Origin of the sequence: Ensifer sp. Root142 (assembly GCF_001426785.1) — a bacterium.
Taxonomy (GTDB): Bacteria; Pseudomonadota; Alphaproteobacteria; order Rhizobiales; family Rhizobiaceae; genus Ensifer; species Ensifer canadensis.
On sequence record NZ_LMFK01000017.1, the window covers coordinates 57,074 to 82,549 of the forward strand.

Annotated in this window: 26 protein-coding genes and 3 pseudogenes; 15 read left to right on the forward strand and 14 right to left on the reverse strand. The window is 58.3% G+C overall.

Going from position 1 to position 25,476, the window contains the following annotated elements:
• Positions 1 to 86 precede the first annotated feature (86 nt).
• The 4 genes and pseudogenes from ASD52_RS19005 to ASD52_RS40130 all read left to right on the forward strand — a co-directional run.
• The gene (locus ASD52_RS19005) at positions 87 to 314 is read left to right on the forward strand and encodes a BrnA antitoxin family protein (RefSeq protein WP_057210172.1); all 228 of its coding nucleotides are present in this window, start codon (positions 87 to 89) and stop codon (positions 312 to 314) included.
• Between the two features lie 331 nt (positions 315 to 645).
• Positions 646 to 1,038 carry a co-chaperone GroES gene (locus tag ASD52_RS19015; RefSeq protein ID WP_063963350.1) on the forward strand — a complete coding sequence of 131 codons (393 nt, stop codon included), beginning with the start codon at positions 646 to 648 and terminating at the stop codon, positions 1,036 to 1,038.
• A complete protein-coding gene (gene groL, locus ASD52_RS19020) occupies positions 1,007 to 2,641 on the forward strand; it encodes a chaperonin GroEL (protein WP_057210173.1) in 1,635 nt (544 codons plus the stop codon). Before ASD52_RS19015 ends, groL begins: the two co-directional genes overlap by 32 nt.
• 134 nt (positions 2,642 to 2,775) lie before the next feature.
• Positions 2,776 to 2,991, forward strand: a pseudogene (locus ASD52_RS40130) (IS5/IS1182 family transposase); the annotation flags it as partial.
• 407 nt (positions 2,992 to 3,398) lie between these two features.
• On the opposite strand, the gene ASD52_RS19035 reads toward ASD52_RS40130, so the two are convergent.
• Positions 3,399 to 3,686, reverse strand: a complete 288-nt coding sequence (locus tag ASD52_RS19035; protein ID WP_057210177.1) for a hypothetical protein — start codon at positions 3,684 to 3,686, stop codon at positions 3,399 to 3,401.
• Positions 3,687 to 3,873: 187 nt separating this feature from the next.
• Complete coding sequence (locus ASD52_RS40620; RefSeq protein ID WP_255569953.1) at positions 3,874 to 3,996, reverse strand: hypothetical protein; 123 nt, start codon at positions 3,994 to 3,996, stop codon at positions 3,874 to 3,876.
• A gap of 767 nt (positions 3,997 to 4,763) precedes the next feature.
• Here ASD52_RS40620 and ASD52_RS38570 point away from each other — a divergent pair.
• The 6 genes from ASD52_RS38570 to ASD52_RS19060 all read left to right on the forward strand — a co-directional run bounded on the left by ASD52_RS38570 (position 4,764) and on the right by ASD52_RS19060 (position 9,821).
• Positions 4,764 to 4,934 carry a hypothetical protein gene (locus ASD52_RS38570; RefSeq protein WP_156408472.1) on the forward strand — a complete coding sequence of 57 codons (171 nt, stop codon included), beginning with the start codon at positions 4,764 to 4,766 and terminating at the stop codon, positions 4,932 to 4,934.
• 96 nt (positions 4,935 to 5,030) lie between these two features.
• Positions 5,031 to 5,195 carry a hypothetical protein gene (locus ASD52_RS37525; RefSeq protein WP_225968560.1) on the forward strand — a complete coding sequence of 55 codons (165 nt, stop codon included), beginning with the start codon at positions 5,031 to 5,033 and terminating at the stop codon, positions 5,193 to 5,195.
• 247 nt (positions 5,196 to 5,442) lie between these two features.
• The gene (locus ASD52_RS19040) at positions 5,443 to 6,495 is read left to right on the forward strand and encodes a sensor histidine kinase (protein ID WP_057210215.1); all 1,053 of its coding nucleotides are present in this window, start codon (positions 5,443 to 5,445) and stop codon (positions 6,493 to 6,495) included.
• A gap of 358 nt (positions 6,496 to 6,853) precedes the next feature.
• Positions 6,854 to 7,087 (forward strand): hypothetical protein, encoded by a 234-nt coding sequence (locus tag ASD52_RS19045; RefSeq protein ID WP_057210179.1) that lies wholly within the window; start codon positions 6,854 to 6,856, stop codon positions 7,085 to 7,087.
• 527 nt (positions 7,088 to 7,614) lie between these two features.
• Complete coding sequence (locus ASD52_RS19055) at positions 7,615 to 7,986, forward strand: hypothetical protein (RefSeq protein WP_057210183.1); 372 nt, start codon at positions 7,615 to 7,617, stop codon at positions 7,984 to 7,986.
• Between the two features lie 722 nt (positions 7,987 to 8,708).
• Positions 8,709 to 9,821: an AI-2E family transporter gene (locus ASD52_RS19060; protein ID WP_057210185.1), complete on the forward strand. Its 1,113-nt coding sequence runs from the start codon at positions 8,709 to 8,711 to the stop codon at positions 9,819 to 9,821.
• Between the two features lie 95 nt (positions 9,822 to 9,916).
• Here the strand turns inward: ASD52_RS19060 and ASD52_RS19065 are convergent, their stop codons facing one another.
• The 5 genes from ASD52_RS19065 to ASD52_RS40135 form a co-directional block, all read right to left on the reverse strand.
• Positions 9,917 to 10,192, reverse strand: coding sequence for a hypothetical protein (locus tag ASD52_RS19065; RefSeq protein WP_057210187.1), 276 nt, complete (start codon positions 10,190 to 10,192; stop codon positions 9,917 to 9,919).
• Between the two features lie 296 nt (positions 10,193 to 10,488).
• Positions 10,489 to 10,992, reverse strand: a complete 504-nt coding sequence (locus ASD52_RS19070; protein WP_057210188.1) for a DUF892 family protein — start codon at positions 10,990 to 10,992, stop codon at positions 10,489 to 10,491.
• Positions 10,993 to 11,528: 536 nt separating this feature from the next.
• Positions 11,529 to 11,837: a hypothetical protein gene (locus ASD52_RS19075; RefSeq protein WP_057210190.1), complete on the reverse strand. Its 309-nt coding sequence runs from the start codon at positions 11,835 to 11,837 to the stop codon at positions 11,529 to 11,531.
• 118 nt (positions 11,838 to 11,955) lie between these two features.
• A complete protein-coding gene (locus ASD52_RS19080; protein ID WP_057210191.1) occupies positions 11,956 to 12,177 on the reverse strand; it encodes a hypothetical protein in 222 nt (73 codons plus the stop codon).
• A 220-nt stretch (positions 12,178 to 12,397) separates the two neighbouring features.
• A complete protein-coding gene (locus ASD52_RS40135; RefSeq protein WP_234908051.1) occupies positions 12,398 to 12,571 on the reverse strand; it encodes a DUF4411 family protein in 174 nt (57 codons plus the stop codon).
• Between the two features lie 606 nt (positions 12,572 to 13,177).
• Here ASD52_RS40135 and ASD52_RS19090 point away from each other — a divergent pair.
• Both ASD52_RS19090 and ASD52_RS19095 read left to right on the forward strand, forming a co-directional pair.
• Positions 13,178 to 14,806 (forward strand): DUF1254 domain-containing protein, encoded by a 1,629-nt coding sequence (locus ASD52_RS19090; RefSeq protein ID WP_057210193.1) that lies wholly within the window; start codon positions 13,178 to 13,180, stop codon positions 14,804 to 14,806.
• 92 nt (positions 14,807 to 14,898) lie between these two features.
• Complete coding sequence (locus tag ASD52_RS19095) at positions 14,899 to 15,654, forward strand: hypothetical protein (RefSeq protein ID WP_057210195.1); 756 nt, start codon at positions 14,899 to 14,901, stop codon at positions 15,652 to 15,654.
• A gap of 351 nt (positions 15,655 to 16,005) precedes the next feature.
• Here ASD52_RS19095 and rsgA read toward each other — a convergent pair whose 3' ends face one another.
• Both rsgA and ASD52_RS19105 read right to left on the reverse strand, forming a co-directional pair.
• Complete coding sequence (gene rsgA, locus ASD52_RS19100; RefSeq protein ID WP_057210197.1) at positions 16,006 to 17,028, reverse strand: ribosome small subunit-dependent GTPase A; 1,023 nt, start codon at positions 17,026 to 17,028, stop codon at positions 16,006 to 16,008.
• Positions 17,029 to 17,046: 18 nt separating this feature from the next.
• A complete protein-coding gene (locus tag ASD52_RS19105; protein ID WP_057225197.1) occupies positions 17,047 to 17,232 on the reverse strand; it encodes a hypothetical protein in 186 nt (61 codons plus the stop codon).
• Positions 17,233 to 17,560: 328 nt separating this feature from the next.
• Here ASD52_RS19105 and ASD52_RS19110 point away from each other — a divergent pair.
• A pseudogene (locus ASD52_RS19110) lies at positions 17,561 to 17,752 on the forward strand (flavin-dependent oxidoreductase); the annotation flags it as partial.
• 2 nt (positions 17,753 to 17,754) lie between these two features.
• Positions 17,755 to 18,090, forward strand: a pseudogene (locus tag ASD52_RS37530) (HipA domain-containing protein); the annotation flags it as partial.
• A 270-nt stretch (positions 18,091 to 18,360) separates the two neighbouring features.
• Here ASD52_RS37530 and ASD52_RS19120 read toward each other — a convergent pair.
• From ASD52_RS19120 to ASD52_RS19145, 5 genes are all read right to left on the reverse strand, one after another.
• Complete coding sequence (locus ASD52_RS19120; protein ID WP_057225203.1) at positions 18,361 to 20,442, reverse strand: mechanosensitive ion channel domain-containing protein; 2,082 nt, start codon at positions 20,440 to 20,442, stop codon at positions 18,361 to 18,363.
• 197 nt (positions 20,443 to 20,639) lie between these two features.
• On the reverse strand, positions 20,640 to 20,987 hold the full coding sequence (locus tag ASD52_RS19125; protein WP_057225205.1) for a hypothetical protein: 348 nt from the start codon (positions 20,985 to 20,987) through the stop codon (positions 20,640 to 20,642).
• Between the two features lie 1,478 nt (positions 20,988 to 22,465).
• The gene (locus ASD52_RS19135) at positions 22,466 to 22,765 is read right to left on the reverse strand and encodes a hypothetical protein (protein ID WP_057210204.1); all 300 of its coding nucleotides are present in this window, start codon (positions 22,763 to 22,765) and stop codon (positions 22,466 to 22,468) included.
• Positions 22,766 to 22,951: 186 nt separating this feature from the next.
• On the reverse strand, positions 22,952 to 24,037 hold the full coding sequence (locus ASD52_RS19140) for a nucleotidyltransferase family protein (RefSeq protein WP_057225208.1): 1,086 nt from the start codon (positions 24,035 to 24,037) through the stop codon (positions 22,952 to 22,954).
• Positions 24,024 to 25,130, reverse strand: a complete 1,107-nt coding sequence (locus tag ASD52_RS19145) for a hypothetical protein (protein ID WP_057225211.1) — start codon at positions 25,128 to 25,130, stop codon at positions 24,024 to 24,026. The genes ASD52_RS19140 and ASD52_RS19145 overlap by 14 nt, the downstream gene beginning before the upstream one ends.
• Before the next feature lie 241 nt (positions 25,131 to 25,371).
• On the opposite strand from ASD52_RS19145, the gene ASD52_RS37540 reads away from it, so the two are divergent.
• Positions 25,372 to 25,476: DUF1348 family protein (locus tag ASD52_RS37540; protein WP_156612997.1), on the forward strand; the 105-nt coding region annotated here is incomplete at its 3' end.

The window sequence follows — 25,476 nt, forward strand, 5'->3', positions numbered from 1 at the left end:
CAAACGCTACTTTGGGAATCCTTGCACTTCCTAACACGTGCCAGCTCGGGGCGAGAAATGGCATCAGAAAGGCATGAGGCTGGCAGATGGTTAAAGCTAATTCCACACGAGCTACCAGCGACTTGGTGCAGCAGGTTCTGGAACGTCCGCGAGCGCTCAAGAAGAAAGTGTTGCCCTCCGACGGTTCCACGACGAAACTCACCCTCAACGTCGATACCGACGTGGTCGACTGGTTCAAGTTATCCGGTGCCCATTGGCGCTCAAGGATGCAAGAGGCTCTTCGAAACGCCACCGAACTCGACAAGGATGTTTGATCCCGACGGATCCGTCTCGAATTTCCTCGGCAACAACCGGGTATCCTTCTCTTTGGCGTGCGAAACCGCGAGTTTGACGGCGGAGCCAAATCCCACGCTGCTGCCCACAGTCAACGTGGCTGCCGCCTCGCATTGGGGCAAAGGAGAAAAACCGACGGCCGCGTCTGGCCTCTCCGTTGGCGCGTTGAGGTCGCTCTCGATCGGTGAGGAGCCCTATTGGTAGGAGACGATGTCGGCGGAATATGTATTTTGGCACTCCTATCTATCGAGTGCCAAAGGTGCTATGTAAGGATTGCAGCCGCCCTATGTGCAGGCCGCAGAAAGAATCCCTATGAAAATCCGTCCACTGCATGACCGCGCCGTCATCCGGCGCGCGCAAGGCTATCTCAAATCCAAGGGCGGGATCATCACTCGCGACATTGCCAAGGAAAAGCCGCAGGAAGGCGAAGTGATCGCCGGCTGTCGAGGCACCCGTAATGAATGCGGCAAGCTGATTCCGCTCGACGCCACGTTCGGTGATAGGATCTTGCTCGGCAAGCGGTCCGGTACCGATTTCAGGATCGACGGTGAGGCACCCCTGATCAAGAACGAGCCCGACATCATGGACGTTGTCGAAAAGACCGTCGCGGCCAAGAAAGCTGCCTGGCCGTCGATTTCCGACCGCAATCTCAAGACCGAACTGGACGAACACAATGTCTGCCAAGGAAATCAAATTCTCCACTGATGCGCGCGATCGCATGCTGCGCGGTGTCGAGTTGCTCAACAACGCCGTCAAGGTGACGCTGGGCCCCAAGGGCCGCAATGTTGTCATCGACAGGGCCTATGGCGCGCCGCGCATCACCAAGGACGGGGTCGCAGTTGCCAGGGAAATCGAGCTGGCCGACAAGTTCGAGAACATGGGCGCGCAGATGGTGCGCGAGGTGGCCTCTAAGACCAACGACCTCGCCGGTGACGGCACCACGACGGCGACTGTGCTCGCTGCCTCCATCCTGCGCGAAGGCGTCAAACTCGTCGCCGCCGGCATGAATCCCATGGACCTCAAGCGTGGCATTGACCTTGGTGTCGCTGCTGTCGTCAAGGAAATCCAGGCGCGCGCCAAGAAGGTAGAGTCTTCGGGCGAGATTGCGCAAGTCGGAACCATTGCCGCCAATGGCGACGCGACGGTCGGCGAGATGATCGCCAAGGCGATGGACAAGGTCGGTAATGAAGGCGTAATCACCGTCGAGGAAGCCAAGACGGCCGAGACCGAGCTCGACGTTGTCGAGGGCATGCAATTCGACCGCGGCTATCTCTCGCCCTATTTCGTCACCAATGCCGAGAAGATGCGCGTGGAGCTGGAGGACCCCTACATCCTCATCCACGAAAAGAAGCTTGGCAATTTACAAGCTATGCTGCCAATACTCGAGGCGGCCGTGCAGAGCGGCAAACCGCTGCTGATCCTCTCCGAGGATGTCGAGGGCGAGGTTCTGGCGACGCTGGTTGTAAACAAGTTGCGCGGTGGCCTGAAGGTCGCGGCCGTCAAGGCCCCGGGCTTCGGCGATCGCCGCAGGGCCATACTGGAAGACATTGCCGTCCTCACGGCCGGTCAGATGATCTCCGAGGATCTCGGCATCAAGCTCGAGAACGTCACGCTCGACATGCTCGGCCACGCCAAGCGCGTGCTGATCGAGAAGGACACCACCACGATTATCGACGGCTCCGGCGATAAAGCGACAATCCAGGCGCGCATCCAGCAGATCAAGGCACAGATCGAGGAGACGACCTCCGACTATGACAAGGAAAAACTCCAGGAACGCCTGGCGAAACTCACCGGCGGCGTCGCGGTAATCCGCGTCGGCGGCGCGACCGAAATCGAGGTCAAGGAAAAGAAGGACCGTATCGACGATGCGCTGAACGCCACGCGCGCAGCGGCTGAGGAAGGCATCGTTCCTGGCGGTGGTGTTGCCCTGTTGCGCGCGAGGTCGGTCCTGGTGGGACTGACCGGAGCGAATGCGGACGCCACGGCGGGCATCTCGATCGTGCTCAGGGCGCTGGAAGCTCCGATCCGGCAGATCGCCGAGAACGCCGGTGTCGAAGGCTCGATCGTCGTGGGAAAACTCACCGACAGCAGGGATCACAACCAGGGCTTTGACGCGCAGACGGAGACCTATGTCGATATGATCAAAGCCGGCATCATCGACCCTGCGAAGGTTGTGCGGACCGCTTTGCAGGACGCCGGCTCAATCGCGGCACTTTTGATCACTGCCGAAGCGATGATCGCCGACATTCCCTCAATACAATCTGCCCGGCCGGCCGGCAACGGCGGCATGGGCGGGATGGGATACTGAGAACAGTCTGAACGGCGTTGGTGCGCGGTTCGTTTGTTGGTGTGGGTTGGCTTCCGATGTAGCAATTGTAGTGCAGCCATGCCTTTTAAACACAACTCCTGCCGCCGCCATCATCTTGAGAAGATGAAGTTGAGGGTGACGAACCCGGCCAACGGCACCAGCATATCGCCGTAATCAGCAGATACTGCCGGATGAATTGGCAGGCCTCCAACGGTTACGGCAAACGCTCGCTGTCGAGACCGCCATCGGACGATACAATCGATCGTCGGGCGGCGTTTGCGGCCCGGTCGCTTCCCGTTCAGCAGACCGAAGTCGCCATCGGCTGCGCAGTCTTCAACCGAAAGCTTGCCGGGCGCACGCCCGAAATCCGTCCGCAAGGCAGCCACAGCATAGTATGCCATTTCAAAGATGCCCATCCGCTCAAGTCCGGATCTCTGCACCAAACCTGGGCAGCGGGCTTCGCGTCGCGCTCAGTATGTATTGAGAACGTCGAGGGCTTGGTCTGCATTCTCACGATTGAGGCCAGTCATTCTCCACGCATCGACCTGCGCAGGCTTGCCGCTAAAGACGTGGTAGATCGTCCAGGATCCGTCCACTTCAACACGTCGGCCGAATTGATAGCGGCCGTGAATTTGGTGTGGCGCGTGGCCCTCGTTCTTCCAGCGTATAATCGTGCGTGCATGCTCTCGGTGGGGCATCGTCGTTCTCCCGTTCTTCGTATCGCCGTGATACCGCTCGGTTACACCCAGCGGTACCTTCAAGCGTGTGGCTGCGAGTGAGGAATGTTCCCGGCACCATCCAATGTGATGATGCGTTCAAGTTCGTCGGGTTCGATCGCGATCAAGCGCATGCGATACTGATTTTCTATCGTTGCCGGCACTTTGATAAAGGTCGCAACGCGTCGGGAGGCAAGCCAGGAGAAGCCTTCGATGAGGACCTCGTCTTCGTCCACGTCGTAGTCGCCGGCCGCGAACGTTTCCTCGGTGTCGGGCAACTGGAAGGGCCGATTGAAGTGGATGGATCGATGGTTGGTTCGATTGAACATGATGTCTCCTTCCGACGCCGGCGTATGCGCGGCGGCGCGGTCCTGCCTGTCGAGCGTTATGCTTTTGACGAAGACGGGATCATTGATTGCTCTGTTGGACCTTGCAGATCCCGAACGAGCCTTGTCTGATATCTAGCATTCAGCCGGGCGCACGAGTGAGGAGGGCGTTTGGCTCCGTGCCGCGCCATCACAAGATCCGGCCGAAGAGGATCGTGGTGATGACCACAAAGACCGCGACCGAAAGAGCAATCCAGGCAAACAGACCGCGATAGTCGAAGAGATAGATCTGAGCCGGTATGTGGTAGTTCATGATCGCCTCCCGTGGCTGATCTGTTTGGCCGGTTTGGCATGGTCGTTATAATCAATTCGAGATTGCCTTCATCCGTTACACGCTCATGGGTTTCGCGGCTGCTGCGGATGCGATACTGGAGCGCATTGTCGCGGATCGGCAGCGTCGCAATGATGCGATACGTTTCTCCAGATGTTGACTCTCTCGTCAGCGCGCCCTTGGAGCGGACAAGTTGGCCAACATGGAAGCGGTGGATCGGTGACGTGTCGCGCGGGCCGCGGATGATACGTTTCGTGAAAGATAGAGCGTTCATAGTGGCCTCGGTCCTCCTCAAGCGTTGGTAAGAGTAATTCGGCTGCAACAGCCGTTTCGCGGTTTTCGCGCCGGCTGTCGCCGGATCAATGATGCGCGTTGCACTGGCTCGGACGAACAGACGGCTCGAGATCTGTTTCGAGACGCGTTGGCCGCAAGCACTGACGCCGAGCCTGCCTGTCTGTCGAGAATTTAGGGGATTGGGGCGGTTCGAAGGATTGGGGCGGTTCGAAGTTCTACCGCGAAAGCCACATCGGCCAAATCAACTTACCTATAGCATAGCGCGTCGATTGAGTTTCAATTGAGGCGGTTGTGCCTGTCGGCCTGAACTCTCCTATTCGTCCAGCTTCATCGATGTTTCTCTGGAGGTTGCGGCTCCTGTCCCACCGAGCGATCGCCAGGTGCCATCGTGCGGGGATAAAGCTCCCGTATCCGCGCGAATGTGGTAAGCTCTTTGTTTGGAATTGGGGACTGCCATGTCCGAGCCGAACAAGCTCTACGAAAGCGACATCATCACCCTCCATAAGGCGCCGCTGATCGGCACGCTCTGCCTGGAATGCGACGAGGGCCCGATCGAAGTGGCCCTGAACCGAACGGCTGCCGAGACGTTGCAAAAGGCGCTTCTGCGGTTTCTTGCCCGCGATTGATAATCTGACCATGCGGGCTCCCGACCGTCGCTGGTCGCCTTCGATGAAGGAGAGCAACGGTATGATCTGAAGATCGAAGCCAACAATGTGTGGACGGTGATCGATGTCTTCACCGGACAGCCGGTTGTTTTAGACGGTTATCTAATCTCGCATTTGCCGCGCGATGAAGCGGACGATCTTCTTGATATTCTCAATCTGAAAGACGCCATGCGCAGGGGCCTCATCCAAATTTGGCGCCGACCACCGGAAGATAAAGACTAGGGTCAGGACCTGTTGACCCGTTCCGCGTCTTAGTTGCTGGTCGGGCATTTATCCTGTGGCAGCTATGACCGTTCCCGCGCTCAGTGGTGTTCCAGCCATCGCGGTAGTTTCGATCGATTAAGTGAACCTGCTCTCGATATTCGTGGTAGTATGCGTTCGGATCAGTTCCCCTCCCAATCATAACCCGTCTACGTCCATGCTGGGGATGGCTCTTGCACCGCGAGCCTCTGGCCGCAAGGACACGACAATGACCAGGGACACGCCTCTCCATCCCGAAACCTCGCTCAGCCTTGCGCTTGCGGTCATTGCATCCTCGAGCGCGCCGATCGTGCTTCTCGATGGCGATCTCCGCGTGGTCGCGGCCAGCACCTCCTTCTACAGGGCCTTTCGGATCGACGCCTCTACGGCCACGGCAAAGCGCTTCACCCAACTGGGCGATGGAGAGTGGAACCTCGCCCAATTATCGGTGTTGCTTGAGGCAACTGCGGCAGGAGTTGCCGATGTGCGTGGTTATGAGATGGATCTGAAACGCCCGGACCATGATACCCGGCGGCTGGTCCTTGACGCTCAATTGCTTGACTATGCCCATACATCGCAACTCCGCCTGCTTTTGACGGTTACCGACGTCACCGATGCGCGGGTCGCCGAGAAGGTGAAGGACGACCTGCTGCGAGAAAAGGCGATCCTTCTGCAAGAGGTCCAGCACCGTGTCGCCAACAGCTTGCAGATCATTGCGAGCATACTTTTGCAGAGCGCTCGCAAGGTTCAGTCCGAAGAGACCCGCAACCATTTGAAGTCCGCGCACAGCAGGGTCATGTCCATCGCTGCGGTCCAACAGCAGCTCGCCACATCCAGTGTCGGTGAGGTCGAACTCCGCTGCTATTTCGAGCAGCTTTGCAGAAGTCTCGGAGCTTCGATGATCTACGACCCCGAACAGCTCTCGATCGAAGTCGACGTGGACAAGACCTTTATCGAGGCAAACACCTCGATAAGCCTCGGTCTCATCGTTACCGAGCTGGTGATCAATGCGCTCAAACACGCATTCCCGAAGCACCGCGAGGGCAAAATCACCGTCGACTACCACGCCAAAGGAAAAGACTGGACCCTCCAGGTCGGCGATGACGGCGTAGGTATGCCGACAGGGGGAATTGAAGTGAAGCCCGGCTTGGGCACGGGGATCGTGGAAGCGCTCAGCAACCAGCTGGATGCACGGGTCACCGTGGCAGATGCAAGGCCCGGCACACATGTTTCAATTGCACACCGGCATCACGTTGCGGAAGTCGACAGGACAGCAGCTTGACCTTCGGGGACTCGGAATGACCCTGTTTGAAAGATCGCTACCATGAATCAGATTCCGCGCGGTAGCATTGGTTGCGGATAACGAGGTCTTTGCCGCAAACCAGTAGCTGACGAGGGGAATTTGCGCCGGACCTCGCGCGGATCGTCTTGCCGCCCAGGAACCGCTCACAGCTTCCGGTCTGTCCTTGCCGTGTTGCCGTTCGCTTCCACTCAGGCACAATCGCGAGCACGATCTCAAAACCCGTTGCTTTGCCGCTTGGCTAAGCACAAAAATTGGCTGCGGCAAACGTTGGGTGGTCGCGTTTGCCGTACCGAGGTCGTCGCATCCGCAACGTGTCTCAAAAAGAGTGGGGGATCCATTGACTGATTCAAAGCCGGAAATCTTGGATCTGGTCCTAGCCGATTTGATCAGCGACCAAATTGAGAAACACCATGCAAACGAGCTTCGAGCCGTGCTCTCAACCGGTAACGAGATCACCATGCATGGAAAGTTCACCATCGGCCGTGACTTCATCATTTACAGAACAGCCAAGGATAATAACGGCAGGTGGGCGATGACGCCTTTCTCCCACATCGTGCAATTGATCGTTTGACGCGGCGGTTCCGCCGCGTTTGCAAGCAAGAACTGTGATACACTTGCTTCCGTTGCCATGCGGCGACCGGATCCCTCAAACTGCTCCCGAACCGCACGGACCGCGAGGCCACAAGGAAGGCTTCCGCGCGTCTCCTTGCCAGAAATGTTCGACCTGACAACGGCGACGAATGCTGTAGCCCGCATTCACAGCGCTCCAAATATGGAGGAAGGCGCCATGTCAAATCGTCTCGTTTTCTCTCTGATCATCGTCACCACGAGTATTCTGCTGGTCTGGGCATTTAGACCCGCAACGATTATGTTTACAGGGTCGGCGCAGACAACACAGTCCGACGCCCTGACCCAGTGACTCATCAAGCGCTGCCGACCTATCGCTCGCCTGGTTTGTCATTATCTGCCGACAGATGCAGCGCACTTCGAGCCCGTTCAGTTGGTGTGTCAGGGAACTGCTACTGAAGCTGCGCGTTTCTGTGCGTTAGACTTCGGGCACTACTGGCATTCCGCCGGCATCCCCGATGGGAAAAAATAATGAAAATCTCTCTAATTGCATTGGGCGTAGCCGCCGCCACGTCATGTTCGGCCTTTGCCGCTGAACCGGCCAAGATGGTCGATACCAAGGTGGGCAAGGTCATGACCACGGATAGCGGCATGACCCTCTACACGTTCGACAAGGACACCAAGGGCAAGTCGAACTGCGACGCCGATTGCCTGAAGATTTGGCCCGCGTTCCACGCCGCGGCAAAATCCAAGGCGGCAGGCGAATGGTCACTTGTCAAGGATACGGCCGGCAAGGAGATGTGGGCCTACGACGGCAAGCCGCTTTACACCTATGCCGAAGACAAGCAGGCTGGAGACGTTAAGGGTGACGGCGTCAACGGTGTCTGGCGCCGCGCCAAATAGCGCACCCAGTCGATGATGGGCGGCTTCTGGCCGCCCTCTATTCGAGCTGGAACGAAGACACGTTTGGCGCGTTATGTTACGTCGGAGTACAGCACGAAAACAGCATCGTCCATCATCGTGATTGACGATAACCAGGGTACTCCCAGGAGACCCAAATGGATATCACCACACTACTCATCATAGTTCTCATCGTTCTAGTGCTCAGCGGTGGCTGGTACGGTCGCGGGCGCTGGTATTGAACATTCGTCAATGGACGGACACTCGTCCATGCCCTTCTTGGACCGATCGGGTTATCCCGAGGAGGTCCTCGAAGGGGCAATTACCCAACATCGCGCGATACGGGTTCGCAAGCGCACATCGTTGCGGCCACTCAGATCTCCCTGCTTTAAAAAGCGGCGCAGCGAATTCTGGTTTGCGATGCACGTCGGTCCCGTGCAAACAGTCCATCGTATTGCCGGCACCAGGGGTGTCGTTTGCACGATCGGCTGGCACTGATCTAAGGGTGAAGCTTCGACGTCGCCGCGTGGCGATGAAGCGAAACGGCAGCGCAACCGCCGTGCAACCACCGGCGTGTGCGTATACTCCGGCCGTTCTTAAGCTGCCAGCATTTCCGCGTGTTCGCGTGCAATTCGGCTTGCCATACCCACTCGGCGTTCGCGCAGAACGGCGAGTGGGTATAGAGCCGTCGTGGAAAGGCGCTACAGAAGGAGGCGGATCGGGCAATGTCAGATCTTCGCAGATGGATTGGGCCTGTTCTCGGTATCAGTACGCTTGCCCTGCTGGTTGTTGCTTGTGCCCTGGTCCTTTGGCCCTTCCTGTCGGCCATATTGTGGGCTGCGGTGATCTGTTACTCGACGTGGCCGCTCTACCGCCAATGCGAGCGTGCGGTCGGAGGATACCGCGCAGTTGCCGCAGCAATAATGACGATGCTGGTTATCTTTGTTTTGGCTGCACCGCTTGCCTTCCTTGTGACCGCGCTCGCCGACGACATGAAAAATCTGGCCGAGGGAATTACGCACGTCTTGGAGGAGGGGCCTTCGGCTCCGCCCAACTGGATTAAAGGTCTGCCGATCGTCGGCGAAGGCGTGGCCGCCTACTGGGAAAACCTCGCTCATGATGCCCCAGCGTTTATCGTCGAACTCAAGAAACTAACAGGCCCTGTCACCGATATTGCTCTTGCAGGCGGAGCCGCCTTCGGTGGCGTCGTCCTTGAACTCGCGCTCAGCATATTCATCACCTTCTTTTTGTTCCTGCACGGTCGCCGCATGATCGGCTTCATGCGCCAGATCAGCGAGCGCGTTGCCGGTCCCCGGGCCAAGAGATTGCTGGCGGTCATCGGTATGACCGTCAAAGGTGTCGTCTACGGGATGATCGGAACCGCACTTGCGCAGGGCCTGCTGGCCGGCATCGGTTTCTGGATTGCCGGAGTGCCTCAACCTCTATTGTTGGGCTGCCTGACCTTCGCGCTGTCATTTGTGCCGGGGGGGCCTCCCTTCGTGTGGGGGCCCGTTGCACTTTGGTTGCTTTCTCAGGGTTCCATGGGCTGGGCGATCTTCATCGCCATCTGGGGCCTGCTTCTCGTCAGCAGCATTGACAACTTTCTTCGCCCGTACCTGCTCAACCAAAACAGTAACCTGCCGGTGTTGCTGGGCTTGTTTGGGCTCGTTGGTGGTGTGCTGGCCTTTGGGTTGATTGGACTTTTTCTTGGACCCACCTTGTTGGCCGTCGCATACAATTTGTTTCTCGAGTGGGTCGCAGCTGAACTCGAAGAGCGGACGCAATCGGCGTCGCGCTCCGCGCTGCCCGAGGACATCGGAGCCGGCCCAAAGGGCTGACTTGCCAACTAAGATAAAATCGATGGCGTTGACGCCCCGCTTGACGTTGTCGAATTTCACTTGCTGTGTATCGTCTCAAGAGCAGGTTTGCTTCATCAACCAGGCGCCGAGCCTTGTCGCGAGAATTGGTGCTCAATCCGGTCAATGGATTGTTTCGTGGTTGCGGAGCGACCAAACGCCTTGCCGCCACCTTCGTTTTCCCACCGATCCAAATCGTCATTCGAAAAAGGCGAGGAGAGCATCTCGATCTGGCTCAACAGAATGGTGACGAGCGCTGCCTCGGAGTGAACGCCGCCTTGAAATGCCGTGATCAGAAATTGAGCTGCGGCGCGTCTCTTCGCTCGGTGCCAGGCGCTTCTGACATTGAACATTCCGGCGGTGTAGATCTGCCGGACACCACTGTGGTCTCCTTCCCGACAAATACAATCGATAACCGCGTGATTTGGCCACAGTGTCGCGCGCCGGGGCGGGACATAATCTATGGTCCATCTCGGATTCTCGCACGCGTCGGCCGAGACTGCCTTTGCCCGGCTTGATAGGATCAAGCCGGGCCGATATTCACGTAGAGCTTTTCCGGTTGAGTCAGAGCCGCGGAAGCGCTCTATCTCTTTGCTTTGCTTTCACGCATGTCCTGACGGAAAATCATCGCACTTTTACTGGAAATGCTTCAGGCCGCTTTTTCTGCGGTCTGATTCACGACCTTCGTGGCGATCGCGGTCAGAGCTATGTCTGTCGCCTGCTCTTCGTCGAGCGTCGTCTGGAGGAGCTTAGCGGCATCTTTCATGCCCAGTTCCAGGGCCCACGTCCGCAAGGTGCCATAGCGTGACATTTCGTAGTGTTCGACAGCCTGCGCAGCCGCGAGCAATCCGGCGTCGAGCGCGGGCGAGCCTTCATACTCGTCCATGATCGAGGCGCCTTCCTTGGTGATGCCCATGATCGCGTCACATGTCCTCTTTTCCGGCTTCTTGCCGATGATCTTGAAGACCTGGTCCAGTCGCTCGACATGAACCTTTGTCTCGCCGAGATGCTTGATAAATGCATCCTTGAGCTGCTTGCTCTTGGCGGCATCGCGCATCTTCGGCAGTGTGTCGACGATCTTGTTTTCGGCGAAATAGACGTCCTTCAACGTATCGTGAAAAAGCACGTCCAGTGTTTTGATTTCCTTGGCCATGATGGCTCCTGTGGTTAGAGGGTTCTCTGTCATGTTCCAGGCGACGACGCGCCTGGTCGTGCTGGCTGCCCATGAGGCGGCCAGGTATTTGACGTCAGAGGGTTGGCGGACGTAGCTGTCGGATGGGGTGAGACGGCTAGCGAGCGACTCGATCGTGAGGATTGCCGGTTTTGGGTGCTTGGCTGGAATCACGACCCTCGCGCGTTCTTGCCGTTCGCATGTCAACGATAGAATGGTTCTTCGCTTTGGGCGGAGTACGTCGCGTCTCGTGCCATAGAGCACATTCCAAAAGGGACGCTTCATCCGTGTTGCCGAACCGGAATTCATCCAGGATGAACCTCGCCAGGCGATCGGCCTGTATGCCGCGCCCATCGAGCCGTGTCTTCAAACAGGTCGCTTCAAAAACCCTGCGCACTGCTGAAAGATCGCGGGGGCTGAGATGGTGGCCTGTCAGGCTGGGCAGTGTGTGCATCGAATTCTCCCGTTTGGAACATAAGAAGGGCTGACGGCCGATCGGTAGCCGTTCAAGCCGGCGGTCACGCAGAGGACTTCGCGTAGATAGCGCCGCCTTCGTCATCCCATCGGTCAATCGCCTCGGCTTTCGTCTGCTGAGGCGTCTGATGTTCTCCGCTTGAAGCATCGCCACGTTCGACAAGGGCTGCAGTCAGCCTTTCGCGGCTATTGATACCGTTTTCGAGCGCCGTCATCAGGAAACGCGTGGCAGCAAGCCGTCCACTTGGATCTGCCTTGGCTGTCGTTCCGTAGAAACCCGCAGCGGTAAGCACCTCGACCAATAGGCTGAGGTCGTCGGCATCAAGATAGTGTTCTGGGTGGCTGGAAGACATGACGTCCTCCTTTGGTTGGGGCACAGGTACATGACGACCCGTTCGCGACAGCGCCCGCTTCAATCGCTGTCGACGAAGTATCCTGCGCGCAATATTGCACTGAGGCAACAGACTTCCGTCAAACGTCAGACATAAGTGCATTAGCGACTAATGTGCCTTGCTGCAACTTTCGTGCATCCATGGCATTTGCTAGATCGAGCCTGCGGGGGCCGGCTTTTGCAAAGATCTCGCGCGCGGCAAGCGGTGCCAAACGATAGGCCCGAATGAATTCTTCCAGATCGTAGACTGCATCCCAGCCGCGAAGCAGGGCCTCTCTTTCATACTTGAAATGCCTGGTCATTTAAACGCTCCCGGGTGTCGGATCTCGGCGCAAAAACGGCCATTTGCCAGGCGGCGGAGGAAGCGTCAGATGGGGTATGTGTACTGCTAAACGGCGTGGGGCGCACAAAGTTCCCAAATAGGTCGTCTGCACAAGATACGTTTCGGTGACCGCGGCACGCGTGCTAGAGAACCGGATTTCCGCATCGGTTCGAGCATGGCATGCCGCAGGTCTTCGATTGTTAAGGCGACCAAACGAACTTCGCGGAGAATTGGCGGAGCGCTTCGAATGTGTTCACGAATGGAACGTCGAAGACCAGGCAGAAATCCGGGATCAGGACGCGCTTCTTCACTTCCGGGTTCGGCAGTTCATGCGTGACGACGGTGGCGCCGATCGAACGCGCCTTGGCGATCAACAGTGAACCTGCGCTGTCGAGGAATTTCGCAACTGCCGGCTATCGTGGGCTGTTGCCACGTGCAGGACGATTTCGGCGAAATTGCCCTGCGTGTCGACGTCATCGACTGCCAGGAACCACGCGGGCTCTGCAGATCACGTTCGTGAGTAGCCGCGAAACATCAGCTTCGATCCTCACGCAGTCGCAGTCGCAGTCCAGTTGGGTCACGTGGCGGGATTTCTGTCCTTCAACCGCATGCACCGGATCCCTCTGAACAACCGCAAACAAAGCGGCGCGTCGCGTTCGAGGCGTAGTAAACTACACACTCGTTACAGTAAGTTACGTTGCTGTGAGCCCGGAAGCAACGCAGCGTAAGTAGTGCATCGAGTGACTTCTATTTCAGGGATCCAACGCAATTTTACAGGTTCGGCCATGAGAGCAAAGATACGTACGACGAAACTGCCGACATCTGCGGACTGACAACTTCCCCAAAGGACAATATCATCAAGGCTTCCTCAGGATTACCGATGAGTCAGCTTGAGCCTACCAACTGGTCAAGGGTGGGCGCACCGACAACTGGCAGCGCCCGCCACTACCAAACCCAAAGAACCTAGGGGAGAACGACCAATGAAATTGATCGACAGCAGACTCAGCGGGCTGATGATGGCCCTTGCGGCATCGACTTTCCTCGCCTGCACGATTGGAGCAAGCGCCCAAACGGCAACCCCGCCTGCATCTATCCTGACGCCGGACAAGGTCGAGACTCGCATCGGCACACTCGACTTCAAGGACGGCATGCCGAGCAAGGAAACCATCGAAAAGATCTATGACAATCTGGACTTCACGCACGGGTTCGAGGCGTTCGTGAACACTTTCCAGGGTGTCAGCATAGCGGCGCTTCACAAAGGCTTTCAGAGCGTCGGGGTGAAAGACAATGAAGTCCTCATTTTCTCCGATCTGATGGATTCCAAGTCACTATTCCTGACGGCTAACGCGGACACGATCTATTCCTTGGGAATGCTCGATCTCTCCAAGGGGCCGATGGTGCTTGAGGTGGGACCCAAGATGTTGGGCGCTATCGACGACCAGTGGTTCCGCTGGGTTATTGATTTGGGCGCGCCCGGGGCTGATCGCGGTGAAGGCGGCAAGTATCTCATCCTGCCACCTGGCTACGAGGGTAACGTTCCCGAAGGGGGCTACTTTGTGGCCCGCGCCCGCACCAACTTCGTTATTTGGTTCGCTCGCGCGTTCATGGAAAACAACGATCCAAAGCCGGTGGTCGAACAGATCAAGAAAACACTTAAGGTCTATCCGTACCAAGCCGGCGGCTACGGCACGCCCGTTTCCGAATTCCTTGACGGTAAAACCAAACTCGGGCCGATCACCCCGCCGCCACCGACTGTTTTCCACGAAGGCAGTGGTGTGGTGATGAACACGATACCGCCCAACGACTACTCCTATTACGAGTGGCTCAACGAAATCGTGCAACAGGAGCCTGCAACGGCGCTTGACGCCGAGTTGATGGGCCCGATCGCAGCCATCGGCATCGTCAAAGGCAAACCCTTTGCGCCGGATGCGCGGATGAAGAAGATCCTCACCGAAGCCGTGGCGCTAGCCAACGCCACGTCGCGCACCTTGTTCATGGCTCCTCGCGCTGAGGACTGGTACTATTACCCCGGTTCAAGTTGGGTGAACCAGTTGTTTGTCAGCGGCTACGAGTTCGAGACGCCGATTCCAGAAATTACGCCAGAGGGCGCCAAGCCCTACCCGGCCACAGGGTACCGCTTGCTGGACTCCAGAACGTCCTTCTTCTACGGCGTCACCGGCATTACGCCAGGGATGGCCATGCGCGTGCCGGGCATTGGCTCGCAGTACCTGTGGACGATCGTGGATGCAGACAAGCAGCCCTTCGACGGTGCCAAGACCTACAAGGTGACGCTGCCGAAGGACATTCCTTACGCCAATTTCTGGTCCTTTATTGCCTACGACAACCAGACGCGTTCGATGCTCGATACCCCCCAGCGCTATCCGCGCGCCGGCAGCCAGAGCTATCCTTCGCCCGCGGCCGAGGCAGCTGCCGACGGCACGACGACGGTCTGGTTCTCGCCGCAACAACCTGAAGGCGTCGCTCGGGGTAACTGGATCCAGACCGTGCCGGGCAAGGGGTTTATCCCGTGCCTGCGTCTCTACGGACCGCTCGAACCATTTTTCACGAAGGAATGGAGGCCCAGCGAAGTTGAACTGGTGACCAAGTGACGGGACGCAGATCTCCAGTCGAGAGCTGAAGGATACCAGCTCTGCAGCAGTGGTGAAGGAAGCTTGCTCTCATTTCTAAGGAGAATTTCAATATGAACATCAATCGCTTCGCAACCGTAGTAGCCTTTGCGGGAGGCCTTGCCATCGCGACGGGTGCGATCGCGCAAGACGTCGCCAAGAAACCACACGTCCCGCTGGAAAAAACCATCGGCCATGTCACGCCGACTGGTCCGGTCCCATCGCTGGCGGTGATCAATTCGGATGGCGCTACGCTTGACGGTAGCAAATTGGTGCTGACGGGTGTGTCGAAGAACTCGATCGTCTTCGCCGACCGGCCCGTTCGCGCTGCAGGTCACGTAACCACCCAGCAGTTCATCATGCAGTGGGATGAAGGCAAGGACAACTTCGCCATCGACCCGCCAAATGCGACGGTTTCAATTCTTGGCGGCGACGGCTCGGATGTGAACGACGCCGTGGTTACGCTCAAGTCGCCGAAGCTGGAAGGAAATACGCTCACGTTCGACGTTGCCGTCCTGGAAGGCAGCCTGAACAATGCGAGCGGTCCAGCAGCTCTTTTCATTGACGCCTTCGCGTTTCGCGGACCGGGCGGCGGTGGATTCGCCCATGTGGGTGGCTACGGTGGCGCGGTTTGGCACGGTGGTGGATACGGCTACCACGGTGGCGCCTACTGGCACGCCCCGGTCTATCACGGCGCTTGGTATGGCGCTGGCGCCGTCGCGGGGGCAGCTGTTGCCGGGGCTGCTGTTGGCGCAGCCGTAGGTGCTGCTGCTGCGCCCTATTACCCACCCCCGGCGTGTGGCTACTATCCCTATCCGCCCTGCTACTGATGCAATTGAAAAGTGGTCCATTCATGAAGCCCTGTGCCGCCGAGTCGCCGACGGCACAGGATCTCCCTCCCAGGTCCGATCCCATACGCACGCTTTCCAAGGCCGATTAGAAAAAACACATCGAGGCCACAATCACATCAAGGAGCTTGCCTCCGCCTCGGAGCAAGCCCAATGACCATGCCGCTGCATCGCAGCGCCAGACTTATCACCGCGGGCAGATTGCTCTCGCTGCCGCGATCGTGCTTGGAAATCGCTGCCACACCAAAAGTCCTTGCCAAGCGAAAGCCATCCAAACATGCGCCCCTGAGGGCGGATGAGTGATGGGTCGGCAGTTCGAATCCTATCAAGGCGTCAGTACTTCTTTTTGCGAACGATCTTGTTGCCGCGTGGTCCGCTGACGACAGGTGTTCTGTCACGGTTTTCAGAAACAAGACTTCGCCAGCGTTCAAGGCGGTCGGCGGCCAAAGTGCCGCTTTTGACAGCTGCCTGAACCGCGCAGCCCGGTTCATTCGCATGGGTACAATCGCGAAATCGGCAAGCCGGTGCCAGTTCCTTTATGTCGGAAAAAAGCGTGTCGATCCCGTCGGTGATATCGCTGACGTAAAGTGTTCTTATTCCCGGCGTGTCTATGACCCAGCCGCCGCCCGGAATAGGATGCAGCGAGCGCGCGGTCGTGGTGTGACGGCCTTGCGCGTCATGTTCGCGAATAGTCCCGGTTTTCTGCTTTGCGTCAGATGCAGGTCTGGTCAGCGTGTTTACCAACGTCGACTTTCCTACTCCGGACGATCCCACCAGGGCGATCGTTTGGCCAACGCCGCACCAGGAACTCAAAAAGGAGCTTGCATCGGCAGAGCGCCCATTCAGGGCGACCACAGGTAGGTCACGCTGTAAAGCCTCGGCTTTGGCCTGAAATATGCCAACGTCGTCCGCAGTGTCAGCCTTGGTCAACACGATGACCGGTTTGCTGCCCGCCTCGTTGGCCATGATTAGGTAACGTTCTAGCCGGTCAATATTGAAATCGGCGTTGCACGACGTCACGATCAACAGTGTGTCGATGTTGGCAGCAACAAGTTGTTGGCCACGTCCGACTTCCGGGCGTCGCTTAAACACGGTTTTCCGGTCAAGCCGGCGGACAAGCATGTGGGACCGGGGATCGGCAAGCACCCAGTCGCCCACCGCGAAGTCAGCCGTACTGGCGTGGGCTGGTAGCTCTAGCCTGTCTGACCCCGTGGCGCCCATCGCCTCGATGCGTGCCCGGTGCACCGACGCGACGCGCTTGGGTACGAGGTCAGCTTCAGTGGGCTTTACCTGATCTGCAAAAAAGTCAGACCAACCAAGCAATTCCAACGCTGAGCGGAGGCAGGAGTTCGTCAAATTTTGCTTCGCCTTTGATTATGCAAGCTTCTTGTGTTGAGGATCTCGCTTTGGCAAAGAATTTGCGTAAGCAGCAGCCTCGCCCGAGTAGGGGAAATGGTCGCCTAACTGACGGTCACCGTCATAAACTTTGAAGGTTGGCCCATCGACTTCGACGATTTTATACCCATTCACGTATTCAAACTTTGGCGTTTTCCAACCCATAAATGCTCTCCAGTGTCGGTCCAGCGTTTCCAAACTCTGAAAATGATGTCCGGCTGTCATACTTCGCAATCTATCGCAATATCACATGCCTGCACAAAAGACGAACTCGCCAACGCTGGTTCGTATCCCATCAAGAGCGTGCCGCCATCACATATGTCGCGGTGCATTTCCCGAACGCCACCGACGTCACCCCCGCGCGAAGGACTGACTGTTTGTTGATAGCGGCGGGAGTAGCAAACTACTTCGATGTTATCCGGACATGTGTCTCACCAACTGGGCCGTGATGGCCCGCAGCCGTCAGCCGCGGGCCGGGCAGTTCACTCTCGGGGACTGGAGCCGGCCGGGGGACCTTGCACAGGTCTTGCCCTTCGTGCGGGATCGCTTTCGACTGGACTATGTCGATCCGGCAGAAGTCATCCGGACTACAGGCGCGTTCCACGAATATCCCAACTGCGATCGCGAGCCGCTGCCGCGCTGGTCGTTCGGGCGTGTCACCCTGCTGGGAGATGCGGCCCACCCCAGCACCTGAAGAACTGGTCGCTAACCTATCCTGATCGCCGCACCCCTGCGCTCTCGCCAGCGTATGACTTGTTGTCGACTATCCCTTACATCGAGGGGGAAGATACGGCGGCGCTCAATTTCTCCCGCACAAAAAAGATGGCGGCACTGTCGAAAGACGAGCTGGCGCATCTGGCTGCGAAAGCGGAGCTTTCCGAAAAGCTGGTGATCGACACGTCGCGCGAGACGGTTGAACGTTTTAGGGCGGAAAAGAAGAACCTGCCGATGGCCGCCAAGGTCGCCGACGCAATCGATAGGCACGCTCCGACGGTCGAGCTGTATCGTGAGTTCGCGAAGTAGTGCCTTGCGCTCGGCATTCAACTTGTCAAGCCATGCTGTATATTCAAGGCTTTGTCACCCGTAGACCTCCAAATCCAGTGTTGATCGCACTTGCGCTACCGCCGTTCCATTCGGCCGCCCGGCGCGTGAGTGCGGCAATTGAACTTTGAGAGAAGGGTGGAAAATGGCCTCAAATTCCGCCTCGATCAGCTTTCGTGGGCGACGACAAGCACGTCAGGGTCTTCTGGCGCTGCCGGCCGATGCATCGCCGGATCCGGAACCGGTGATATATTAGGGGCCGACAGGTGCCTTGGCCGCCAGCTCGGCGGCTTTGCTCATGTTGAGCGCTTGCTGCGCACCGGCGGCTTCATCGCTTCCCCCCGTAACATGGACGGTTGGAACCGCGATCTTGATGCCGTTCTCATCGAAAGCCTTCTTGATCATCATGAAAGCGCGTCGCTTTATGGTGAACTGCGCACCCGGTTTGGTCATCAGCTTCATTCTGAGCACGATCGCGAAGTCGCCGAAGCTGTCGACGCCCTGCATCTTCAAAGGCTGAAGCGTGTCGGCAGCGAACTCCGGGTCCGCAGCCAGCTCCTGACCGACCTTCTTGATGAGCCTACGAGCGAGATCTACGTCGGAATCGTAGGTGACATTGAGAGTCATCTTGTCGATCACCCAGTCGCGGCTCATGTTCTGAACGGCTCCCAGCTCGCCGAACGGCACTGTGAAGATTGGGCCACGGTGATGCCGCAGCCTGACCGACCGCAGGCTGAACGATTCGACGGTGCCCTTGTAGCTGCCGCTCTGGATGTATTCACCGACACGGAAGGCATCGTCGAGCATATAGAAAACGCCACTCAGGACGTCCTTAACCAGCGTCTGCGAACCGAAACCGATGGCGACGCCGAAAATGCCCGCGCCGGCGATCAACGGTGCGATCTGCACGCCCAGTCCGGACAGGATCGTCAGTACGGTGACGACGCCGATGAAGACAGCGAGCACGTTGCGGAATATTGGCAGCAGCGTGCGCAGCCGCGCGCCGCGGGCGAGTTCATCGGCATTGGAACCGTCCTTTGGCCCAAGCTCCATCCGATATGCGATCAACGCCTTTGACAGCTGCCAAAGCAGGTCGGCGACCAGGAGAATGATGATGCCGTTGGACAGTCCGGATATCACGATCGCGCCAGTTTCGCTGCCGGCGAGGGCCGCAGCTCTGATCCGCCAGACATAGGCGAGCCATGCGACCGCCGCGGCAATCACCACTGCCCTGGCGCCCCTGACGATGAGCACGTTCAGCATGACGCCGACGGCCCCGGTACGCGTGATCCTGTTTGCGAAGGCTTGCGCCACATCGCCCACACCGCGCACCAGGGCCGGCAAGAGCAGCGAATAGATGCCTAGCCACATTAGTCCCAGCAATCCCGCTACCCAAGCCGACCAAAGCACGACGAGGTAGAGGGTGAGCAGTGACTTGGCGACGAGTGAAGCCGGCTTGCCGGGTCGCCGCCAGACGACTTCGACTGCCGTCGCCAGAATGCCCAGCCCGATCAGAAAGGCAGCGAGCCGGGTCACCTCGATGGAGAAGCCCAGGTCGGGCATGAGGCTGACGAAGGTCCAGCCGAACAGCAGAAAGCCGGCAATGAGGCTGATCCGCCAAAGCCAGAAACGAGCAACCGCATCGCTTTCAAAAGCTGCCGTCGGCTGATCGGCCTTGGCGCTGGCGCCGCCCAAGGCAAACAGCAACTTGGGGATTGCCCGAACGACCCGAAACACGATGAAGGCTAGAAGCAGTGTGAGGATGATCTTACGCAGCAAGGGCGGCCATTCGAACGCCAGGAACGAGCCGACGCTGGCCAGGGCAAATGTCAGCAACGCAGCGATCTCCTCCAGGATTTGCTGTCCGGCGTCCTCTCCTGCGCCGGGTTTGTGTGCCCGGGCAAAGGCCCTCCGTATCAGCCACTCGGCGCCGAAGCCAACGGCAATCAGCACGGCCAATATGCCGACCACCAGCCCGGGCCTGTCCGAGTTCACGTCGCGCGAGACAACAGCGGCCGCGCTTGCCAGTTCCTCCGGTATCCGGGGGACTGCATCCAAAAGTCCACCGATGCGAGCGCGGACGGCGGCCTCCCAGCTCGAAATGCCCTCTACGAGCGACCTGGAAGGCGTCTCCGCGGCAGTCGCAGGGATCTTTCCCTCGAGCCATGTCTTCACCTGCGGATCAGAGAGCAGATCGAGGAACTGTTGTGCCTTTTCGGGTGGCACGCCCACGGGAACCTGCTGGGCCCAGCAGGTTCCAAGCAGCATCCAAAAGAGGATCGGAGCGACGGCAAACAGCAGAAAACCGATTCGAGTGGGTAGTGCGGTAGTCATGGCGCGCTCCGGATTAATTCCTGGCGGACAGCGCGACCAGATTTACACGCCATCAAACCAACCGTTTAGGCTCGACCGCGCGGCGAACTCTGCGCTCTATCCGTCTACCTATTGGGACGGTATCATAAAGTTGGGGAAGGCCGGGCCGCACCCACTCCGGCCCTTCCTCGATCAGGGCCGCGTCATCCGTTGTGGTTTCAGTCGCCATCACGGTCGTCATCGTGGGGGTCGTCGTCATCGTCGAACTTGTCATGAGAAGGATCGATGACGGGGACCAGGAAGACATGCCGACCCTCGTCATCCGACTCCTCACCTGACGGAATAGCTGCCGCTCGGCTTGTCTGCCAGATCTCCGTCTCCTCAGGGGTAGCCATCCGCACATGGATCTCCGAGACACCATCCCAGAGCGCACGACCCTTATTCTGCAGGACAATCAGGTCCCGCAGGAATCCCCGGTCTGCCAGCTGTGCTTTCGCTTCAATGTCGTTGGCGGCGTCAAAAGCGGCGATGCCGCGTCCTGAAATCTCGGCGACGTATACGGTCATTTCGGACACCCCTTATTCTCACACCGGCATCCCGACGTTCTCCTGGATATCTTGAACTCATCCGTGTAGTGTGTTGACGGCACAAGCCAACTGAATAGCGTACACACGCGTTGTTCCGATTGTCAATCGGCCGCGATTGGGACCTGGATCGGCCTTCTCGCCGATAACCACATCTTCGATTTATATACCTCACAGATAGAAAATTGGGCGCCTCGTCCCTATTTCACTCCAGACCAAATCTTGCTGAGGTTCAGCTTGCGTTGAGAGGCCCGGACATGGGAGGCCGAAAGGGGAGACGAGTTGGTGGATGCAAGAAATCCGGAACCGTGGGGCACCTTGGTGATTGCGGATGGCGTATGCGGGCCTAGCTTCTTGACGGCGCTTTCATCCGATATGTGCCAGAACGCGATCTCGCTGCCCATATCCTTCACAAGTCTCGATGATTGCGGCCTCCTGGTCCCTTGCAACCAACTGGCTGCGCGCTGAGCTCTAATGCCATCGGGTCGACGCCGGGTTTGGAGCACCTAAAACCGCGCAGGTCGATGTGCGGGCATTCGGTCGTCTCGCTGGGCGACGATGGTGTCTTGAACGTTGCGTCTGACAAGGGCGTTGCCACATTTGCGGGCCCGCCGCATCCTGGTTTCTACCGGCGCGCGTGAGACGCCGCGCTCGGCGAAGCTAGTATCCGGCGATCGGCCAGTGGGTATCGTCACAACAGGCACCCTGCGGTCCTATGTCACATTCTATGGCCTCATGCCGTTCAGTCGCCCATTGATCGTCGGCTCAGAATTGGTGTCGCTGTTTCCTGCGATGGAATTCTGTTTACCGGGCGCTTCACGCCGGAGGCCGCGCTTTTCCTGCAGGCTTCGATCGGAGTTGCTGCGGGTAGTGCCGGGCCGGCCGTTGACCAGGACGGTCGCACGGACAACCCACTCTACTTCGCCAGCGGCAACGTATTGCGCGCCGTGGAGACTTGCAGTTGGGCTTTCCGCGAAGGGACAGTCGTGGGGGCGGCGATTGCGCTAGACCTGGACAGGGGAGGGGAGGCCGGACCACCGGTTGCTCTCACCTTCGATCCGCCGGCGAAGCTGGTGGTGCCGCAGATCTCGCGACGCGTCGAGCCGAACGTGTCCGCCTTCCGTCAATTCCAGCTACGCTTCAATCGACGCTGTCGCGGTGTCGTGTCACTCGAACTCGATGGCCGCAAGGTGTGGCGAAAGGCCCAGCTTTGGATGCCGGAACGACGGGTCCCAGTACCTATTCCGGACGCTGCACGCCAAGCGCAGGCAGTCCATTTTCGCTTTCGGGAGGATTAAGGAATGCGCGTTGCGGCCATAGACCAGGGCACGACATCGACCCGATGCCTTGTGGGTCAGCACGGCGGCGAAGCACGCCAACTGCATTCTTACAACATAAACATGCAAATTGAAGTCACCGCGCCACGTCTTACGCGAACCCCTGACCACTCGAGGCCTGAACTACCGGACCCCGTTTTGCTTGGTGCTGCTCTGCGACTTGCCCGCACCCGGGCCGCCTTTCGACACACCGCCCCCGTGGCTGCTTCCTGGATTTGTCGGATCCGGTCCATTGCCCCAACCATTGTTGCCCTTAGTACTGCCACCTCCGCCGGATGCCGCAATCGCCTTCGACGTCAGGCTGGTGGACAGAAGCATCGTCACGACAGGCGGGGTTACGACTGCAAAGCGGCCGCAGTCCTTCAGGAATTCGCGCCGGTCTTCGTTGCTTCGAGACTGCGAGCCGTCAACTTTTTCGGACATACGTGTTCCCCCCCGCGCCTAATGTGATCAATAGTACATTAGTATATTGAGTTATTCCAGCAAAGTCTTTGGTCTAGATCTGGGCCTTTAAGCTGGTCGGAGGTGACTTTCATCCAAAATGTGCACCTCCGGCTTGTCACTTCGCCTACCTCAACCAAAGCGCGCTCTAACAGTTTCGAAACAGCCCTATAGTTTACCAAGCGGCTTCGGGCGAAAAATGCGTCGCAACTCGCGAACCTTTCGCTCAATTTCCTGGCGCCAGGAAGGATAGGGCTCGCCACCGAAGCGATCCCAGGAACGGTAGTGGGCAAGTTCCGAGATAAGTGTCAGGAGCGTGAGCGGGCCCGCAAGATAGTCGCGGCCGAGCTGAAAATGCCGCCGGGCAAACTGGATCCTGGCCATCCATCCCACCCCGCTAGTAGCCGGCCGGTCTAGCCCGAGCAGCGCGTCGGCCGTCACGATTTGCGTATCCACAGCGTTTCTCTCATAACCGCTCGCGAAAAGCCCTCTCAACTCATTCCAGTCGATCGGTGACGTGCGGGAGAGCTTCGCGATGTCCAGAAGGTGGCGCAGGTCCATCAGCCCACGCCAGTAATCCCCGTCCTGAAACTGATCGTGCAGAAGCAAGAGGACGATCTGCGCAAGGGGCGTGGGTAAGCGCACGCGACTACCGGCAATATCTAGCGCGCGGCTGTCACGGTGGAGCCATTCTGCGTTACCGAAGGAGGACGGCCCCCTCGGTCGGCACTGTAGGTCAATGCTCCCGACATACGTTGGACGGACCAGAACGACCGGGAGATGATATTTTGTGTTTCCTGGCCAGGAGCCTTCGCCGGCTGAAAGCTCGATCTCGTATCCGACATGGCGCAATGTTTCTATTGCGGCGGCCATGTTCTCCGGACGGACAAGAATATCCAAATCGGTCAGGATGCGGGCGCCGAACTCTTCAGGGTCTGCACTCACGAGAACCGCTGTTCCCTTCATAACGACCGGTTCTATGCCAATGTCGTTGAGACGGGCGCTCGCCTCGATCAGTTGCGTCTTCAGTCTGCAATTCCGCTCCGCGTTGCGCGCGTAGATCATTGCCAGGTAATTGCTCACGTCTTTAGGCAAGTCCTGCGTTTTGGACTTCTTTGCCGCCGCTGCGAGAGAGGTGATCGTCAGGCTCCTGTTCGCAAGAGCTATGATCGCGTCCCAGTTCGCGTCTTTTGGTATCTGCCCATTGAGGCAGCAGGCAAGCGTAAGGAGGTCGCGTCTGCTATTGCCTGTCATGAAGGCGACTCAAGGTTTCTACGGCCTCGTCGAGGGCAGAGTACGTAAGTTCGACGGCGCGCGCCCCTGAAACCATCTGCAGGAGTCGCTGAAACTGCGGCAAAGCGAGGCGGCGCTCAGGCGTGAAAGCACCGGCCAGCAGTTCCGAAAGCACTTTTAGGGCATCAACGTCTGTAACCACGATCGGTCCCTTTCGCCGACGGCGGAGCAGTACGATGGCTTCAAGCGGAACCCGTTCCTGTGCGGCATAGCAAAGCCCTTTCGGATAGCGGACGCGCTTGTTGTCAAGCCGCCGATGGATAGGTGCCGCCAGAATGGCATCCGTCATTTGGTCGAGCAGACCCCAAGAACCCTGCTTGAGTGCCGGCGAGAAGGGCACGCCCACAAGCAGGCCATCCTCGTCCAAAAGGGCGATGTCATCCCCGCCGCAGGCGAAACCTGCTGCAAGCAGTGCCATGGCGAGCGTGGTCTTGCCAGCCCCCGGCGCGCCACAGACTAACAGGCCTCTGGCGTTCCTGACGAGCAATGCGGCGTGTAGCGCGACGTTCGTTCCAAGATTCGCAAGAACGTCGTCTGTTATCAGCGCCTTAAGCGCGGGGGCAGCTTCCGAGCCGGCGACGATCATTCCTGAGGTACGATTTCGGCTGATGCATACGCGATCGCCAAGCCGCGCCACGTCGTAGACAGCCGTGTGTGGCGTGTCGGCGTTCGTCCTGTTGTGGGTGAAAACGGGGAGAATGAGATCGCGAAGATCTTGATCGTAAAAGGCGATCGATACGGTGGTACCGGCGAAATCGAACTTTCGGGTATCTAGTGGCTGACCCTCATCCTCATCGAAAATGATCTCCAGTAGATTGCGTCGTGACCAATAGGCCAAGTAATTTTGCACCGACGCATGAGCCCGAGCCCGGCTGGCGCCCCGCGCCATAACCGCGGTTTCCAATTCACAAGGCGACGTGGGGTCGGTGAGAAGACAGGTAAGATAAGCGCTCAGCTCATCGAGCTGAAAAATCTGCTGCGACGCCTCGTCAAATATTGTCTTTCGCTCGCCAAGCAGGAAAAAATTTGCACCGGCGGAGAGGCGGAACTTCATTCCTATCCCATTTGCGTTCGCCACAGACAGTCAATCCACATTAACGATCGAAAGTACGGTTGCAAGGTGTCCGGTTTTCGGGAGCTGACGCGAACTCGGCGGGCTACGGCGCAACCTTTCAATTCGCACGGCAAAGCGGCCAGCGCCCAGCGTTGACCGTTGACGCTGCACTCAGCCACATGTACCGATTGACACACTGTTTACCGAGCGGTACAGTGAAAAGGATCTGGAGATCATGACCATGACTGAACAACGCCCACCACTGCCCCCTTTCACCCGCGAATCGGCAGCGGCCAAAGTCCGAGCTGCAGAGGACGGATGGAACAGTTGCGATCCGCACCGCGTG

Excerpts from the sequence above, each read along its gene's own strand:
- ASD52_RS19005 (WP_057210172.1), top strand. The coding sequence starts at position 87 with ATGGTTAAAGCTAATTCCACACGAGCTACCAGCGACTTGGTGCAGCAG.
- ASD52_RS19075 (WP_057210190.1), bottom strand. The coding sequence starts at position 11,837 with ATGTCTTCCAGCCACCCAGAACACTATCTTGATGCCGACGACCTCAGC.
- ASD52_RS19015 (WP_063963350.1), top strand. The coding sequence starts at position 646 with ATGAAAATCCGTCCACTGCATGACCGCGCCGTCATCCGGCGCGCGCAA.
- ASD52_RS19040 (WP_057210215.1), top strand. The coding sequence starts at position 5,443 with ATGACCAGGGACACGCCTCTCCATCCCGAAACCTCGCTCAGCCTTGCG.
- ASD52_RS19065 (WP_057210187.1), bottom strand. The coding sequence starts at position 10,192 with ATGTTCAATGTCAGAAGCGCCTGGCACCGAGCGAAGAGACGCGCCGCA.
- ASD52_RS19135 (WP_057210204.1), bottom strand. The coding sequence starts at position 22,765 with ATGTCCGAAAAAGTTGACGGCTCGCAGTCTCGAAGCAACGAAGACCGG.
- ASD52_RS19125 (WP_057225205.1), bottom strand. The coding sequence starts at position 20,987 with ATGACCGTATACGTCGCCGAGATTTCAGGACGCGGCATCGCCGCTTTT.
- ASD52_RS19080 (WP_057210191.1), bottom strand. The coding sequence starts at position 12,177 with ATGACCAGGCATTTCAAGTATGAAAGAGAGGCCCTGCTTCGCGGCTGG.
- ASD52_RS19105 (WP_057225197.1), bottom strand. The coding sequence starts at position 17,232 with ATGGGTTGGAAAACGCCAAAGTTTGAATACGTGAATGGGTATAAAATC.
- ASD52_RS19095 (WP_057210195.1), top strand. The coding sequence starts at position 14,899 with ATGAACATCAATCGCTTCGCAACCGTAGTAGCCTTTGCGGGAGGCCTT.
- ASD52_RS19090 (WP_057210193.1), top strand. The coding sequence starts at position 13,178 with ATGAAATTGATCGACAGCAGACTCAGCGGGCTGATGATGGCCCTTGCG.
- ASD52_RS40620 (WP_255569953.1), bottom strand. The coding sequence starts at position 3,996 with ATGAACTACCACATACCGGCTCAGATCTATCTCTTCGACTATCGCGGT.
- ASD52_RS19120 (WP_057225203.1), bottom strand. The coding sequence starts at position 20,442 with ATGACTACCGCACTACCCACTCGAATCGGTTTTCTGCTGTTTGCCGTC.
- ASD52_RS38570 (WP_156408472.1), top strand. The coding sequence starts at position 4,764 with ATGTCCGAGCCGAACAAGCTCTACGAAAGCGACATCATCACCCTCCAT.
- ASD52_RS19070 (WP_057210188.1), bottom strand. The coding sequence starts at position 10,992 with ATGGCCAAGGAAATCAAAACACTGGACGTGCTTTTTCACGATACGTTG.
- ASD52_RS19140 (WP_057225208.1), bottom strand. The coding sequence starts at position 24,037 with ATGACAGGCAATAGCAGACGCGACCTCCTTACGCTTGCCTGCTGCCTC.
- groL (WP_057210173.1), top strand. The coding sequence starts at position 1,007 with ATGTCTGCCAAGGAAATCAAATTCTCCACTGATGCGCGCGATCGCATG.
- ASD52_RS19145 (WP_057225211.1), bottom strand. The coding sequence starts at position 25,130 with ATGAAGTTCCGCCTCTCCGCCGGTGCAAATTTTTTCCTGCTTGGCGAG.
- ASD52_RS19060 (WP_057210185.1), top strand. The coding sequence starts at position 8,709 with ATGTCAGATCTTCGCAGATGGATTGGGCCTGTTCTCGGTATCAGTACG.
- ASD52_RS19035 (WP_057210177.1), bottom strand. The coding sequence starts at position 3,686 with ATGTTCAATCGAACCAACCATCGATCCATCCACTTCAATCGGCCCTTC.
- ASD52_RS19055 (WP_057210183.1), top strand. The coding sequence starts at position 7,615 with ATGAAAATCTCTCTAATTGCATTGGGCGTAGCCGCCGCCACGTCATGT.